21 protein-coding genes and 1 pseudogene are annotated in these 14,832 nt (G+C 59.2%); 15 read left to right on the plus strand and 7 right to left on the minus strand.

Annotation, left to right across the window (positions count from 1 at the left end):
* Nucleotide 1: 1 nt before the first annotated feature.
* Both VDP61_RS05905 and VDP61_RS05910 read right to left on the minus strand, forming a co-directional pair.
* Nucleotides 2-913: a DMT family transporter gene (locus tag VDP61_RS05905; protein WP_323006008.1), complete on the minus strand. Its 912-nt coding sequence runs from the start codon at nt 911-913 to the stop codon at nt 2-4.
* Nucleotides 898-1,779, minus strand: a complete 882-nt coding sequence (locus VDP61_RS05910) for a LysR family transcriptional regulator (protein WP_323006009.1) — start codon at nt 1,777-1,779, stop codon at nt 898-900. The genes VDP61_RS05905 and VDP61_RS05910 overlap by 16 nt, the downstream gene beginning before the upstream one ends.
* Nucleotides 1,780-2,118: 339 nt before the next feature.
* On the opposite strand from VDP61_RS05910, the gene ffh reads away from it, so the two are divergent.
* The 10 genes and pseudogenes from ffh to VDP61_RS05960 all read left to right on the plus strand — a co-directional run bounded on the left by ffh (nt 2,119) and on the right by VDP61_RS05960 (nt 9,208).
* Nucleotides 2,119-3,618 (plus strand): signal recognition particle protein, encoded by a 1,500-nt coding sequence (ffh, locus tag VDP61_RS05915; protein ID WP_323006010.1) that lies wholly within the window; start codon nt 2,119-2,121, stop codon nt 3,616-3,618.
* A gap of 12 nt (nt 3,619-3,630) precedes the next feature.
* Complete coding sequence (locus VDP61_RS05920) at nt 3,631-3,927, plus strand: chorismate mutase (RefSeq protein ID WP_323006011.1); 297 nt, start codon at nt 3,631-3,633, stop codon at nt 3,925-3,927.
* A gap of 55 nt (nt 3,928-3,982) precedes the next feature.
* Nucleotides 3,983-4,345 carry a 30S ribosomal protein S16 gene (gene rpsP / locus VDP61_RS05925; RefSeq protein ID WP_323006012.1) on the plus strand — a complete coding sequence of 121 codons (363 nt, stop codon included), beginning with the start codon at nt 3,983-3,985 and terminating at the stop codon, nt 4,343-4,345.
* A gap of 12 nt (nt 4,346-4,357) precedes the next feature.
* Entirely contained in the window at nt 4,358-4,990 is a 633-nt protein-coding gene (bluB, locus tag VDP61_RS05930) for a 5,6-dimethylbenzimidazole synthase (RefSeq protein ID WP_323006013.1), read from the plus strand.
* Nucleotides 4,990-5,505 carry a ribosome maturation factor RimM gene (gene rimM / locus VDP61_RS05935; protein ID WP_323006014.1) on the plus strand — a complete coding sequence of 172 codons (516 nt, stop codon included), beginning with the start codon at nt 4,990-4,992 and terminating at the stop codon, nt 5,503-5,505. The genes bluB and rimM overlap by 1 nt, the downstream gene beginning before the upstream one ends.
* 46 nt (nt 5,506-5,551) lie before the next feature.
* Nucleotides 5,552-6,442 carry a hypothetical protein gene (locus VDP61_RS05940; RefSeq protein ID WP_323006015.1) on the plus strand — a complete coding sequence of 297 codons (891 nt, stop codon included), beginning with the start codon at nt 5,552-5,554 and terminating at the stop codon, nt 6,440-6,442.
* A 54-nt stretch (nt 6,443-6,496) separates the two neighbouring features.
* Nucleotides 6,497-7,339: a tRNA (guanosine(37)-N1)-methyltransferase TrmD gene (gene trmD / locus VDP61_RS05945; protein ID WP_323006016.1), complete on the plus strand. Its 843-nt coding sequence runs from the start codon at nt 6,497-6,499 to the stop codon at nt 7,337-7,339.
* Between the two features lie 50 nt (nt 7,340-7,389).
* Nucleotides 7,390-7,764 (plus strand): 50S ribosomal protein L19, encoded by a 375-nt coding sequence (rplS, locus tag VDP61_RS05950; protein ID WP_323006017.1) that lies wholly within the window; start codon nt 7,390-7,392, stop codon nt 7,762-7,764.
* An 11-nt stretch (nt 7,765-7,775) separates the two neighbouring features.
* Nucleotides 7,776-7,997, plus strand: a complete 222-nt coding sequence (gene rpmE, locus VDP61_RS05955) for a 50S ribosomal protein L31 (protein WP_323006018.1) — start codon at nt 7,776-7,778, stop codon at nt 7,995-7,997.
* Between the two features lie 401 nt (nt 7,998-8,398).
* Nucleotides 8,399-9,208: pseudogene (locus VDP61_RS05960) on the plus strand (division plane positioning ATPase MipZ).
* On the opposite strand, the gene VDP61_RS05965 reads toward VDP61_RS05960, so the two are convergent.
* Nucleotides 9,177-9,335, minus strand: a complete 159-nt coding sequence (locus tag VDP61_RS05965) for a hypothetical protein (RefSeq protein WP_323006019.1) — start codon at nt 9,333-9,335, stop codon at nt 9,177-9,179. The pseudogene VDP61_RS05960 and the gene VDP61_RS05965 sit on opposite strands and share 32 nt — an antisense overlap.
* A gap of 167 nt (nt 9,336-9,502) precedes the next feature.
* Entirely contained in the window at nt 9,503-9,841 is a 339-nt protein-coding gene (locus VDP61_RS05970; RefSeq protein WP_323006020.1) for a metalloregulator ArsR/SmtB family transcription factor, read from the minus strand.
* Between the two features lie 228 nt (nt 9,842-10,069).
* Between VDP61_RS05970 and VDP61_RS05975 the strand changes: the two genes are divergently transcribed.
* The 5 genes from VDP61_RS05975 to VDP61_RS05995 all read left to right on the plus strand — a co-directional run bounded on the left by VDP61_RS05975 (nt 10,070) and on the right by VDP61_RS05995 (nt 12,661).
* Complete coding sequence (locus VDP61_RS05975; RefSeq protein WP_323006021.1) at nt 10,070-10,420, plus strand: AtpZ/AtpI family protein; 351 nt, start codon at nt 10,070-10,072, stop codon at nt 10,418-10,420.
* Complete coding sequence (locus VDP61_RS05980; RefSeq protein ID WP_323006022.1) at nt 10,413-11,162, plus strand: F0F1 ATP synthase subunit A; 750 nt, start codon at nt 10,413-10,415, stop codon at nt 11,160-11,162. Before VDP61_RS05975 ends, VDP61_RS05980 begins: the two co-directional genes overlap by 8 nt.
* Nucleotides 11,163-11,215: 53 nt before the next feature.
* On the plus strand, nt 11,216-11,464 hold the full coding sequence (locus VDP61_RS05985) for a F0F1 ATP synthase subunit C (RefSeq protein WP_323006023.1): 249 nt from the start codon (nt 11,216-11,218) through the stop codon (nt 11,462-11,464).
* 74 nt (nt 11,465-11,538) lie between these two features.
* A complete protein-coding gene (locus tag VDP61_RS05990; RefSeq protein ID WP_323006024.1) occupies nt 11,539-12,090 on the plus strand; it encodes a F0F1 ATP synthase subunit B' in 552 nt (183 codons plus the stop codon).
* Between the two features lie 4 nt (nt 12,091-12,094).
* Nucleotides 12,095-12,661 carry a F0F1 ATP synthase subunit B gene (locus VDP61_RS05995; protein ID WP_323006025.1) on the plus strand — a complete coding sequence of 189 codons (567 nt, stop codon included), beginning with the start codon at nt 12,095-12,097 and terminating at the stop codon, nt 12,659-12,661.
* Nucleotides 12,662-12,764: 103 nt separating this feature from the next.
* On the opposite strand, the gene VDP61_RS06000 is transcribed toward VDP61_RS05995, so the two are convergent.
* The 3 genes from VDP61_RS06000 to VDP61_RS06010 form a co-directional block, all read right to left on the minus strand.
* Entirely contained in the window at nt 12,765-13,532 is a 768-nt protein-coding gene (locus VDP61_RS06000) for a FadR/GntR family transcriptional regulator (RefSeq protein ID WP_323006026.1), read from the minus strand.
* 120 nt (nt 13,533-13,652) lie between these two features.
* Nucleotides 13,653-14,300, minus strand: coding sequence for an OmpA family protein (locus VDP61_RS06005; RefSeq protein WP_323006027.1), 648 nt, complete (start codon nt 14,298-14,300; stop codon nt 13,653-13,655).
* A gap of 57 nt (nt 14,301-14,357) precedes the next feature.
* On the minus strand, nt 14,358-14,832 hold a 475-nt coding region (locus VDP61_RS06010), incomplete at its 5' end, for a methylated-DNA--[protein]-cysteine S-methyltransferase (RefSeq protein ID WP_323006028.1).

Below are 14,832 nucleotides of genomic sequence, written 5' to 3' on the forward strand. Positions count from 1 at the left end.
GCTAATCCTCCAACAACAGGTAAAGCGCCAGAATGGTCATCGCCACACCCGCCAGAATACCAAAGGGCGGCAGCCCGCGCCCAAGGGCGATTTCCCACAAGATCACCCAGCAAGGGGTCAGGTAAGTATAGGCCATGACCTTGGCTGAGGGCAGGCGCAGCGTGGCATATTGCACCAGCACAAAAGTAATCGCACTGGCCGCGATAGAGACATAGGCCAGCGTTACCCACACAATCGCGGGCAGGGCGGCCCAATCGGTCGCGATCAGCGCGGGCCAGGACCACAGCGCAAGGATAAGCGTGCCCGCGACCATCATGCCAAAGGTAAACACAATCGCAGGCTCGCCCCGGTTCAGTTTGCGGACCATGGGGGCATAAAGCGCATGGGCAACGCAGCCCCAGAAATAGATAATCTCACCCTTGCCGATGCGAAACTGTAGCAGCGCCTGCCAATCGGCGCGAAAAATCACCCAGGCGGCCCCGGCAGCCCCGATGGCCAGCGCCAGCGCCATGCGCGGCGTGGTGATCTGGCGCAGCAACAGCCAGCCAAAGCCTGCGGCCAACATTGGCGTAAGGGTGAACACCGCCGATGCAGACACGGGGGCGGCGGTTTTCAACCCTTCAAACATCATCACAAAGTAAATCGCCAGCAAGGCCCCAAGCACCAGATAGCGCCACGGGGCGGCAAGGGCGCGTCGCGGAATGCCGGTGGTGACCAGGGCTGCGCTGCCTACAATCACGCCGGCAAAGACAAAGCGCAGCGTGGTCAGTGCTGCGGGGTCCACAAAGGGGGCCGCCATGGAGCCGAGCGAGAATGACCCCGCGACCAAGGCCGAAAAGGCCAGCATGGCAAGATGCCCGCGCAGGCTTTGTGCGCGCGGGGTGGGGACGGATGCGGTCACAAGGTTTGCCATTCCTGGGCGGCCTCTTTCAGGCAGGCCAGAAAACGCTGCACCTTGAGCGTGCGATGCAGGTCGACATGGGTGACCAGCCACAGGTTTGATGACCATTCCGGGCGGGGCGGCATTACCTCGATCAACTCGGGGTATTGGGGTGCGGCGATGCGCGGTATGAAGCCAAGCCCGGCACCCGCACAAATGGCGTCATAAATCGGGGCCGGTTCGGCGGCGCGAAAGCCAAGCGCCGCGGGCGGGACCAGGGTGCGCAGCCAGTGATTGTAGGGCGCCCGGCTTTCGGCATTATCGTTGACGACAAAGTGATGGGCGGCCAGTTCGGCATCGGTTTTGGGCAGGCCGTGGGCGGCGGCATAGCTGGGCGCTGCGTAAAGCCCGTGATGCAGGACCATGAAGGGCTGCACCACATAATCCGGCTCGGATGGGGCCGCACCGGCCCTAACCGCCACATGCGCCTCGCCAAAGTCAAGCCGGAACAGGCGCTGGCCTGTCAGAAAGCGCAGGATGAGGCTGGGATATTCTGCCCCAAACGCCACCATGACGCCCGATAACTGCCGGCTGATTTCGGCAATGGATGTGACGATCAATTCGCCGCTGACCGCTTCGCCATGGCCCTTGATGCGGTTGGCCAATTGCGCAAACTGATCTTCGGTCGTCTGTGCTACAGCCAAAAGGTCGCGCCCGGCCTCGGTGGCAGTATAGCCGCGCGCGTGCCGTTGAAACAGTTTTTCGCCCAGTCGTTTTTCCAGGCTGTCAATATGGCGGATGACGGTTGCATGATGCACGCCCAGCACCTCGGCTGCGCCCGAAACCGTGCCCAGACGGGCAACCTGATAGGCTGTCTTGATCTCGTCCCAATTGTCCATCTCCTGCGCTCCTGTCGATGCGCGGCGCTGCCGGGCTGTTTGGCACAGCTTACTGCCTTGTCACACAAGGGAAAAGCCGCTTTGGTGCATTTGTGTGAAATGGTCGGTAAGCGTGTCTTTGGGCTGTTTGGCGGGGCGCAGACTTGACGCAGGCTTGACTCTGCACCGCTCTGGGCCTATCAGCGCCTCAATTCCCGGAAGTGCATTGCTTCCGGTCCCTAGGCTTTTGCCGGGATCGCCATCCGTCAGCGCGTTGCGCCCACGGGTGCCGCCTTGCATTGGCTTTTTCGCCGCCGGTTGCTATATCGGCCTTTTGCAACAGCCTTTGGAGGGCAGCCCATGTTCGAGACTCTATCAGAACGCCTTGGCGGTGTCTTTGATCGGCTGACCAAACAAGGCGCGCTGTCAAGCGCCGATGTTGAAACTGCCCTGCGTGAAGTGCGCGTGGCGCTGCTGGAGGCGGATGTCTCGCTGGCCGTAGCGCGCGACTTTGTGAAAAAGGTTCAGGCCAAGGCGACAGGCCAGCAGGTCACCAAATCCGTTACGCCGGGGCAGCAGGTTGTCAAGATTGTCCATGATGAGCTGATCAAGGTTCTTGCCGGTGAGGGAGAGCCGGAACCGCTGAAAATCGACAATCCGCCTGCGACCATCCTGATGGTGGGTTTGCAGGGGTCAGGCAAGACGACCACGACCGCCAAACTGGCCAAGCGGATGAAAGAGCGGATGGGCAAGCGGGTGCTGCTTGCATCGCTGGATACCAACCGACCCGCCGCGATGGAACAGCTGGCGATTTTGGCGGCGCAGGTGGGTGTGGACAGCCTGCCGATCGTCAAGGGCGAATCGGCGGTGCAAATCGCCAAGCGCGCCAAGATTCAGGCGTCAATGGGCGGCTATGATGTGGTGTTCCTTGATACCGCTGGCCGTTTGCACATTGACCAGGTGTTGATGGATGAAATTCAGGCGGTACGCGATATTGCACAGCCGCGCGAAACCTTGCTGGTGGTTGACGGGCTGACCGGGCAAGACGCGGTGAACGTCGCTACCGAATTTGACGGCAAGGTCGGAATTTCCGGCGTTGTGCTGACGCGGATGGACGGCGACGGGCGCGGTGGCGCGGCGCTGTCGATGCGGGCCGTCACCGGCAAGCCGATTCGTTTTGTCGGTCTTGGCGAAAAGATGGACGCGCTGGAGACGTTCGAGGCCGAACGTGTCGCGGGCCGTATCCTGGGCATGGGCGACATCGTGGCGCTGGTGGAACGCGCGCAAGAGACGTTTGAAGCCGAGGCGGCCGAACGCATGGCCAAGCGCTTTGCCAAGGGGTTGTTCAACATGAACGACCTCAAGGGTCAGCTGGAACAGATGCTGAAAATGGGTGGAATGCAGGGCCTGATGGGCATGATGCCGGGCATGGGCAAAATGGCAAAACAGGCCGAAGCGGCGGGTTTTGACGATCTCATGCTGCGCCGCCAGATTGCGCTGATCAATTCGATGACCAAGAAAGAACGCGCCAACCCGGATTTGCTGGCGGCCAGCCGCAAGAAGCGGATTGCGGCGGGGGCAGGGCTTGAGGTTCAGGAATTGAACCGTTTGCTGAAACAGCACAAGCAAATGGCCGATATGATGAAAAAGATGGGCAAGGGGGGAGGCATGAAAGCGGCCATCAAGCAGATGATGGGCGGCAAAGGCATGCCGGACCCGTCTAAAATGACGCCCGAGCAGATGGAGGAGGCCGCGCGCGGTATGAAGCAGGGGCTTGGTATGGGGCGCGGTGGTTTTCCGGGGATGGGGGGCGGCATGTCACTGCCGCCGGGCCTGTCTGGCCTGATGAAGAAAAAGTAAGCGGGGAAACGAATGAACACGGACACAACCCGCGCACAGGTGCTATTGAAAGAACACCGCGACAGCATTGACCGGCTGGACGCTATTTTGGTTTATACACTTGCCGAGCGCTTTAAACAGACGCAGGCGGTGGGCAAGCTGAAAGCTGAACATGACCTGCCACCAAGCGACCCCAGCCGCGAAACACGCCAGATAGAGCGGCTGGAGTGGTTATCGAAAGAGGCCGATCTTGACCCGGCATTTGCCAAGAAATTCCTGACCTTCATCATTTCCGAAGTCATCAGGCATCACGAACAACTACAGAAATAACCAAAAAACGATGCGCTGACGCACATCTTACCCAGACCCTTAAGGAGACTACACAATGTCCATGAAAATCCGTCTTGCCCGTGGTGGTTCCAAGAAGCGCCCACATTATTCGATCGTCGCTACCGACAGCCGCATGCCACGCGATGGCCGCTTTCTTGAAAAGCTGGGCACCTATAACCCGCTGTTGGCCAAGGATTCCGAAGATCGCGTGAAAATGAACGCAGAGCGTGTGCAGTATTGGCTGAGCCAGGGCGCACAGCCGACCGACCGCGTTGCCCGCTTTCTTGAAGCTGCTGGCCTGCGCGAAAAGAAAGTGCGCAACAACCCGAAAGCGGCTGTTCCCGGCAAGCGCATGACCGAATTGACCGCCAAGAAAGCCGCTCGTGATGCGGCGCCTGCTGCGGCTGACGCGGAATAATCGGACCGGCCCGTGCAAGGCCAGTATGACAAGGCCTTTCAGGCCGAGTTGCGCGACCTGATGCAGTGGCGGCGCGATGTGCGTCGCTTTCGCACCGACGCGGTAGAGGCAGCGGTTCTGGACCGCTGCCTTTATGCGTTCTCGCTGGCCCCATCCGTGGGCCTGTCAGAGCCGTGGCGCGTGATTTCGGTGGAAAGCCCCGAGGCGCGGGCAAAGGTTCTGGCCAATTTTGAGAGGGCGAATGCCGATGCGCTGGCGGGCTATACCTCTGAAAAAGCCAGGCTTTACGCAGATCTGAAGTTGTCGGGCATGCGCGAGGCCCCGGTGCAATTGGCCGTGTTCAGCGATGATGCAACGGCCAAGGGGGCTGGGCTTGGCGCGCAGTCGATGCCCGAAACCCGGGCCTATTCGGTGGTGGGCGCCATCACGCTGTTCTGGCTGGCGGCACGGGCCGAAGGGCTGGGCATTGGCTGGGTGTCCATCATCGACCCGGTGCAAATGGCACAAGATCTGGATGTTCCGCGCGATTGGCGCCTGATAGGCTATCTTTGTGTTGGCTGGCCCGAGGCCGAAGCGAACACCCCGGAATTGGAACGTGCAGGCTGGGAAAAGCGCAGCCCTGCCCTGTGTGTGGAGCGGCGATAATGACAAGCACTGATCTTGAGAATCGGCTATGTGTGGGGGCTATTTCCGGCTCTTTTGGGGTGAAGGGCGAGGTGCGGCTGAAAAGCTTTTGTGCCGAGCCGACAGCGATTGCCGATTACGGCCCGCTGTTCACCGAAGATGGCAAACGCAGTTTCAACGTCACGCTGACGCGGCCTGTGGCCGGCGGGCTTGGGGCGCGCCTGACCGGCGTTGCGACCAAGGAAGAGGCGGACGCGTTGCGCGGCACCAGCCTTTTTGTGTCGCGCGACAAGCTGCCAAACCTGCCGGATGATGAATATTACTATGCCGACCTGATCGGGCTGGAGGCGCGTGATACCGGCGGTGTTGTATTGGGCACGGTGATGGCGGTGCACAACCACGGCGCGGGGGATTTGCTGGAGGTGGGCGGCGGCGGTGCCGAGTCGGTTCTGCTGCCCTTTACAATGGCAACCGTACCGACCGTCGATCTGACGGCGCGGCGCGTTGTTATCAATTTGCCCGAGGGGCTGGACTAACGCTGACTGACGGGTAAGCCTTATCTTGCGACAGATCGGGGGCAGGGTGCAAAACCGGTTGCGAATGTTGATGGCGGCGACGGCGCTTTTGTATTTCGGGCCTTTGCTTGCGGGGCTTGGCGGCTTTGGCTGGGCCGTCGTTCCGGTGTTTGCGGCAATTTTTCTGCTTTGGCTGGTGATTGTCCGGCCGCAGGACTTTCCCCGAACCCTGGCCGATTGGGCAGGCCCCGAGGCGCTGATCGGCTTTGCGGCGCGGGCGGCGATGCAAGTGCTTTTGGTTCTGGTGTGTTTTGGCCTGGGGCGTGGTATTGGCGGCGTGTTGGGTAGCGTGCCAACGCTTCCGCTTATGCTGCCAATCGCCATCTCATTTCTGTCGATCCCCTTGGCCCGGCTTGTCTGGGACCCGTGGAAGGCGCAGGCAATGGACCATCTTTTGGCGGATGCCCTGGCGCAAATCGAAAACGGCGCAGCGACAGGCGCTGGCCGCGAGCGTGCCTATGCCGAAACTGTTACCCTGCCGTTGAACGGTTTGGCCCATGATGTCAGCGAGGCAGACTTGGAAAGACATCTTTCTGGCTTGCGCGCGCTGGTGGACGAAACGGCGATTTTTGACGTGCTGTTGGCACGGGTAAAGGCTGGCGTTGCCTCGGTCGCAGGCAAACGGGCGCTGATGCTCATGGGGTCAAATGCCGCGATTGTGGAACGCATGGCAAGGCCGGATGTGCCTGTGTGCGTGATGCAAGCCCTTGGCTCCGAGCCTGAAATAATAGCGCGTATGGCAGAAAGGCTGATCATTGCTTTGCGCCAAGACCCGGATATCTGGGCGGATTGCCCGAATCTTGGCTTTCTGGAAGGGCTTCGGGTGCAACTACCCACAGCCGAAAGTGCCATTTTGGCGCTGCAAGCGGAAATCAAGGCGCAAGCCCCGCATGACTGAGCGCTTTGCGATGGGCCCTTTTCGGCCCGGCTTGAACCGGATAAGGACCGCAATATGATTGATGATGCCACCCCACCCAAAAAGCAGAAATCTCATGGCCGCCTCTCGGTGCAGGCCAGTTTGACGCCGCGCGATTTGATGGCCGATATGCGCGTGGCGGGCGCGTGGCGGGCCAAGGTGATTACCCTGTTTCCCGATGCGTTTCCGGGCGTGTTGGGCCTGTCGCTGACGGGCAAGGCGCTGGACCTTGGGCTGTGGGCGCTGGAAACCGTTGATCTGCGCGGCTTTGGCATTGGCAAACACAAGAATGTCGATGATACGCCAGCAGGCGGTGGCGCTGGTATGGTGTTGCGCGCCGATGTGGTGGGGGCCGCATTGGATGCGGCAGCGGTTGGCACGCCGGGCCGCGCCGATTGGCCCGTGATTTACCTTAGCCCCCGTGGCAAACCCTTTGATCAGGCGATGGCACACCGATTCGCGGCCGGGCAGGGAATGACCCTGCTTTGCGGCCGGTTTGAGGGCGTGGATGAGCGGGTTTTGCAGCATTACGGTGTTGAGGAAGTGTCTTTGGGTGATTTTGTCCTGACCGGGGGCGAGATTGCCGCAACGGCCTTGCTTGATGCAACGGTGCGGCTTATACCGCGCGTGCTTGGGAATCAAACATCCACCGAAGAGGAAAGCTTTTCGGATGGGCTTTTGGAATTTCCACAGTTTACGAAACCCAGCCGTTGGAACGGGCTTGAGATACCGGAGATACTTCAATCCGGCCATCACGGGAATATCGCCAACTGGCGGCAGGCTATGGCCGAAAGGCTGACAAAGGAACGCAGGCCTGATCTCTGGCGGGCTTACTGTGCAAGGCATGGTAGGGACCCGGTTGAAGACCAAGAGCAATAGGGCGGCATCATCTTCGCGGGAAAACCGTGAGCAAAATGGAAGGATCAGGTATGAACCTGCTCGCACAGCTAGAGGCGGAACAGATCGCTGCCCTCGGCAAAGTCATTCCGGACTTCAAGGCCGGTGACACGATCAAAGTCGGTTACAAAGTGACCGAAGGCGCGCGTTCGCGCGTACAGAGTTATGAAGGCGTTTGCATTTCTCGCCGTGGTGGCGCGACCCTGGCGGCCTCGTTCACCGTGCGCAAGATTTCTTTCGGTGAAGGCGTGGAACGTGTGTTCCCGCTCTATTCCACCAACATCGACAGCATCGAAGTTGTGCGCCGTGGCCGTGTACGCCGCGCCAAGCTGTATTATCTGCGCGATCGTCGTGGCAAATCGGCCCGGATTGTGGAAGATACCAATTACAAAGCCCCCAAAGCATAAGGAGCGGACCGATGAGAGATGGAATCCACCCCGATTACCACATGATCAACGTCAAGATGACGGATGGCACCGTGTTCCAGACCTATACCACCTGGGGCAAAGAGGGCGATCAGATGTCGTTGGACATCGACCCGCTTGCACATCCGGCATGGACCGGCGGCACCTCGCGTCTGATGGATACCGGCGGGCGTGTATCGAAGTTCAAGAACAAATACGCCGGTCTTGGGTTCTGATCCTTGCCCAGCATTATCTGAATTGCGCCATCCTTCGGGGTGGCGTTTTTCATTTCTGTACCGTTTGATTTGCGCCAATCTGGTTCGATATCCTCAGCGCAATCGCGCCGGTTCTTGTCGCAGGTTGGGGATGACGGGCGCCAAGGCCATAGGCGAATGCGCCACCGCAAGCACCGCAGCGTTTGTGACAACTATCACCGCTAGGGTGCCAAAGGCCCACAGGCTTGCCCTGCGATCCGGCAGGTTTTGCATGAATACTCCTCTTTTTCCCGGTGGGCGCGGGGTGTTTACTGGCCTTTGTGTCACAGCGCCGGTTGGAATTTGACAAAAAGGGCTTCCCCTTTGCCTGCCACATTGTCATTAGAGAGGGCAATTCGCCCCTATGGCAAGGCAGGTTTAGCATGGCGCATATTATTGTTGTCGGGAATGAAAAGGGCGGCTCGGGCAAATCCACCACCTCGATGCATGTGGCCACGGCCTTGGTGCGTATGGGGTACCGGGTGGGCGCGCTGGACCTTGATCTACGGCAACGCAGCTTTGGCCGGTATATCGAGAATTGACTGGCCTATCTGGCCCGGACCGAGCTTGCCCTGCCGACCCCTGACTATCGGCTTTTGCCCGAGATTGCAGCGGAAACGCTGGGCCCCGGCGAAAACCCTTATGACGCACGGCTGTCGGCTGCGATAACGGCCTTGGAAGCGGTGTCAGACTTTATCGTCATTGATTGCCCCGGCTCGCATACGCGGTTGAGTCAGGTCGCGCACAGCCTTGCCGATACTCTGGTCACACCGCTGAATGACAGTTTCATTGACTTTGACCTTTTGGCACGGGTGGATGCCGAGACGGGCAAAGTGACTGGCCCTTCGATCTATTCGGAAATGGTGTGGCAGGCGCGGCAGTTACGGGCGCAGGCAGGCCTGAAGCCGATTGACTGGATCGTGGTGCGCAACCGGCTTGGGGCGCAGCAGATGCACAACAAGAAAAAGGTCGGGGCCGCGCTGGAGGATTTGTCGCGCCGCATCGGCTTTCGCGTGGCACCCGGCTTTTCCGAGCGGGTGATCTTTCGCGAATTATTCCCACGCGGGCTGACTTTGCTGGACCTTAAAGATACAGGTGTCGACCAGCTGAATATGTCAAACCTTGCGGCACGCCAGGAGTTGCGCGACCTGGTGGCCGAACTCAGGCTGCCCGGCGTGACGGTTGATTTCTGAACACGCCCAAACGTGGTGCAAGGGCCGAGCGGTTGCGGTCAAGCTGCTGTAAACGGTAGATAAAGCGATCCTCCAACGCGGCCGCACGGCGACGACGGTGGGTAATAAGGGCGCGGGCGGTTTTCATGTTGGCTGTCCTTTACGCTTTGGTTTTGCCAGTTTTCCCCTTGATCGGGGCGTAAATATGGCTGCATTGCGCTTTGTTCGTGTGGCCCGACAGCTTTGCCCGACAGCTTTTACGGGGTCGCAAAAAGACGCGGGTGTCTGGCCACAGATTGTCTGGCGCGCAGGGCGTCAGGGCAATTCGTCAGGGTCACAAAGTTCGGTCGCAAGAAAGCGCTCGAATGCGTCGAGGTTGACCGGTTCAAACTGCCCAAAGCCCTGCATCCAGACCGAGGCCGCCCGCAGCGCATCGGGTTCCAGCTTGCACCATTTCACCCGACCGTGCTTTTCCTGGCTGATCAACCCGGCATCGGCCAACACTTGCAGATGTTTTGAAATAGCCGCGAGCGACATTGAAAACGGTGCGGCAACATCGGTAACCGCCATATCATCCTCCAGCAGCATGGACAGGATGCTGCGGCGGGTTGGATCGGCCAAGGCGGCGAAAGTGATATCGAGCGGGTGAGCCATGGCGTCAGTTGTGCAATGAGGCGGCGTATTCGTCAACCAAATGGTTGAATATGCGAAAGCGCAGGGATTCATGATCCGGGGCCGGTGCGCTGCCCCCCGGATCAGCATTAAATTTGCAAGGTCCATATAAATCAATTGCTTAGCTTTGGGCGTTGGCGGCGTTGCTTGCTTGACTTGGCGCGTGGCTCTGCGTAGGTAGGCAACGACTGTTCAAGGGACATCTTTGCGATGACGGAAGAACCTGATGCGGCGCGGTTAAGGGCCCTGGAGGCCCGGATCGCCAAGATCAAGGGAAAGCCGGTTGCGGCAAAAACCGAGAGCGGCAAGGCATTCTCGCAGGGTGAGATGGCTTGGAGGATGGTGATCGAACTGGTGTCTGGCATGTTGCTGGGGCTGTCGATCGGGTTCGGGTTGGACTATGTGTTCGATACGCGACCGATCTTTCTGGTGATCTTTGCGCTGCTCGGTTTTGCGGCAGGGGTGCGGACCATGTTACGGACCGCGCAAACCATGTCGGCAGAACATGACAAAACAAGTGGGGCCACGCGCCCCGATAATGACGAGGGCAACGATGTCTGAAGAAGCAAGCTCCGGGTTCGCCATTCACCCGATGGACCAGTTTATCGTCAAGCCGCTGTTCGGTGGTGAGCATGTCGCCTGGTACACCGTGACCAATGTGACGATGTGGATGGCGATTGCAGTGTTGCTGATCGCGGCCCTGCTGATGCTTGGCACCCGCCGTCGTGCCATCGTGCCGTCGCGCAGCCAGTCGATCGCGGAATTGCTGTATGGGTTCATCTACAACATGGTCGAAGAAGTGACAGGCCACGAAGGGGTGAAGTATTTTCCCTATGTGATGACCCTGTTCCTGTTCATCCTGTTTTCCAACCTGCTCGGCCTGTTGCCGATGGCCTTCACCACCACCAGCCATGTGGCTGTAACGGTGATCCTGGCGCTGATGGTGTTTCTTGGCGTCACCATCCTTGGCTTTGCCAAGAACGGTATCGGTTTTCTGGGCATGTTCTGGGTCACTTCTGCCCCCTTGGCCATCCGCCCGGTTCTGGCGCTGATCGAGGTGATTTCCTACTTCGTGCGCCCCGTCTCCCACTCCATTCGTCTGGCGGGGAACATGATGGCGGGCCATGCCGTGATCAAAGTGATCGCGGGCTTTGCAACCCTGCTCGTGGCCTCTCCGGTCGTGATCGGTGCGGTGACAGCGCTTTACGGGCTGGAACTGCTGGTGGCCTGCGTGCAGGCTTATGTCTTTACCATCCTGACCTGTGTGTATCTGCGGGACGCTGTTGGCGGCGCGCATCACTAAGGTCTTGTCTTCAATCAACCTATCAACTCTTACAATATCCTAAGGAGCTTTCCATGGAACTCGAAGCAGCAGCACAATTCGCACAAATGGGCAAATTCATCGGCGCAGGCCTTGCAACCATGGGCCTTGGCGGCGCTGGTGTGGGCGTGGGTATCATCGCCGGTAACTTCCTGTCGGGCGCATTGCGCAACCCGTCGGCAGCACCGGGCCAGATGGCCAACCTGTTCGTCGGTATCGCGTTTGCCGAAGCGCTGGGCATCTTCTCGTTCCTGATCGCCTTGCTTTTGATGTTCGCGGTCTGATCCACATTTTCTGAACTATTGACCGGATTGGCACAGGCCGATCCGGTCAGATCTTGTGGAGTGTGGAGTGCGACATGACGACTGAACCAATTCTTGAAGAAGTCGCGGGCAAGTGTGTTGATGCCAGTGGTGGTGCCATTGGCATGCCGCAGCTTTGTGCAGACTGGTTTCCGAACCAGATTTTCTGGCTCTTGGTTGCACTTGTCGCGATTTATCTTATTCTGACACGGGTCGCATTGCCCCGTATCAGCGCCGTTTTGGCCGAACGCCGGGGTACGATCACCAATGATCTGGCCGCCGCCGAAGAGCTGAAGCAAAAGGCAAACGAAGCTGAAGCTGCCTATAACGACGCGCTGGCCGCAGCCCGGACGGAAGCTGCGAAAATCGTCGCTGCTGCCCGCGCTGATATTGATGCGGTTCTTGCGAAAGCGGTGGCCAAGGCCGATGCGGACATTGATGCGAAAGCGGCCGTTTCTGAACAGCGGATCGCGGAAATTCGTGCCAATGCGCTGGAAAGCGTGACGGAAGTGGCCAAGGATACCGCCAAGGAACTGGTTTCGGTTCTGGGCGGCAACGTGGATGCCCGGTCAATCAATGCGGCGGTTACCGCCCGTCTGAAAGGATAACGCCATGAGAAAGCTGATCCTTTTGGCAAGCGCTGGTGCAGGTGCCATTGCAAGCCCCGCACTGGCTGCCTCTGGCCCGTTCTTTTCGCTGGGCAACACCAACTTTGTGGTGCTGATCTCGTTTCTTTTGTTCGTGGCCGTGCTTCTCAAGGTTGGCGTGCCGGGCAAGTTGACCGGGATGTTGGACAAACGCGCCGCGCAGATCAAAGCCGATCTGGATGAGGCGCGGGCCTTGCGCGAAGAAGCCAAGGCTATTTTGGCCAGCTATGAGCGCAAGAAAAAAGAAGTCCAAGAGCAAGCCGACCGTATCGTTTCCTCGGCCAAAGAGGAAGCAAGTTCTGCGGCTGAACAAGCCAAGCTTGATCTGGCCAATTCTATTGCACGCCGTTTGGCGGCTGCCGAAGACCGGATTGCCTCGGCAGAAGCCGGTGCTGTGCGGGCTGTGCGTGAGCAGGCGGTAGCGATTGCGATTGCTGCGGCGGGTGATGTGCTGGCCAAGCAGGCCACGGCAGAAAGCACTTCGGCCTCGATTGATGCGGCCATAAGCCAGGTTGGCGCCAAAATGCACTGACCGTGCGCAGCCTGATATGACAGTTTGAAAAACCCGGCCATTGTGCCGGGTTTTTCATTGCCGCAATTCTGTGCGGCCCGCCGTGCCGCTTTGGCCCCTTGCGTCAGCGCAAGAGTTCCTGTTCAAAGCGCTGGCGGGCGATAGCCTCATTTCTTTGGGCCTTCAGATGTTCCGTCAGGGCGGTTTCCACAAAATCCAGGTGCGCGTTGATCGCTGAACGCGCCGCCAGCGGGTCACGGGCTTGCAGGGCCGCATTTATCGCGCGGTGCTGATCAAGCAATACAGCGCGCGCCGTCTTGTTCCGAAACATCACTTGACGATTATAGAACACGCCTTGTTTCAACAAATCATACATTGACCGCATCATATGCAGCATGATGACGTTATGACTGGCCTCGATGATCGCCATATGAAAGCTGGCATCCAGCTCGGCCTCGTCGGTGGCGGCGCGGGAGCCTTGCGCCGCGACCATTTTAGCGAAAATTGTATCAATCACTTTAAGATCGGTATCAGACCCCATCTGTGCAGCGCGTTCGGCGGCCAGCCCCTCCATGTCGCGACGAAAGCCGAGATAGTCAAACACCGCGTCCTCGTGCTGCGAAAACAAGGCAACCAAGGCGGGCGAGAAGGCAGACCCCAGAACTTCGGCCACAAATACCCCTGATCCGGGGCGGCTGTCCAAAAGGCCGCGCGCTTGCAGATCGGCAATGGCATCGCGCAGGCTTGGGCGCGAAACGCCCATCCGCTCGGAAAGCTCTCGTTCTGATGGCAGCCTGTCGCCGGGCCGCAAAACACCACGCAGAATCAGGTGTTCAATTTGATGTACAACGGCAGAGGACAGTTTTTCGGAGGGAACAGTTTCAAATGGCATCGCAGCTTCCGGTCAGTATTGGTCAAATTCTATGACCAATATGCACAAGTCTCAATGCGAATTCGCAGCCATGAGAAAGGGCGGGAAACCCCGCCCTTTTCCGTAACATATTTGCGAATATCAGTTCGGCCGGATGATGATTTCAACGCGGCGGTTCTGGGCGCGGCCTGCCACGCTCAGGTTAGAGGCAATGGGCTGATCTTCACCACGTCCAAAGGCAACGATGCGGCCACCGGGCACACCATTGGCCTGAAGAACCGCGGCGACAGATTGCGCGCGGCGCTGTGACAGGTTCTGGTTATAGGCAGCCGCACCGGTATTGTCGGTATGGCCCACGACCTGAACCGTCGTGTTCGGGTAGTTCAGCAAGTTGCGGGCGACGGCCTGCAAATCTTGTGTCAGATCACCACGCAGGGTGGCGCTGTCAGTGGCGAACAAGATATCTTGTGGCAGGTTTACAACCAATTGCGACCCGGTATTGGTCACGCTTACGCGGTCATCGCCGATGGAATTGCGCAGGTCGGCGGCTTGCTGGTCCAGCGAAGCACCAATTGCCCCGCCAATGGCAGCGCCAAGACCAGCGCCAACCGCAGCTTTCAGCAACTTGTTGTCACCATTGGATGATGCCCCAAGCGCCCCACCAATCAGCGCACCCGCCACTGCACCTGTGTTGGTGCGGCGGTTTTCCTCGGTCGTTGGCGCAACAACGCAGCCCGCCAATGTCATGGCACCCAGCGCCAGCAGAATTATCGGTTTTCTAAGTGTCATTTTACAGCCTCATGTCATTGGCCCCCGAAGCCGGGGGTAAGCACATCTCCATATACCTCAACGCTGCGCGCTGCATCTGGTTCCCGCAGCACTTCGGCGGAATTCGGCCAATTCGTCCTGGTCGTTTCTGGTTTCGTGATCGGCCTGCGCACCTTCCCAGGCCAGCAGGGCCCGCTTTACCGGCAAGCCCCAGTGATAACCGCCCAACGCGCCCGATTTGCGCAAGGCGCGATGACAGGGAATCAACCAGCTTACCGGGTTGCGGCCCACAGCCGTACCCACCGCCCGGACTGCTTTGGGGTGGCCGATTGCGGCGGCAATCTCGGAATAGGTGGTGACGTGACCGGAAGGCACCCGCAGCAGCGCCTCCCAGACCTTGATCTGAAACGGTGCGCCAATCATGTAGAGCGGGGCTTTTTCCGCTGCGGCCTGCCTGCCAAAGGCAATATCTACCCAAGGTTGCAGTGCCGTCGCATCTTCGGCAAATTCGGCCTTGGGCCACCGCGATGTCAGATCTAGCATCGCGGCCGCC

The sequence above is a fragment of the Pseudorhodobacter sp. genome (genome assembly GCF_034675685.1).
Lineage (GTDB): Bacteria > Pseudomonadota > Alphaproteobacteria > Rhodobacterales > Rhodobacteraceae > Pseudorhodobacter.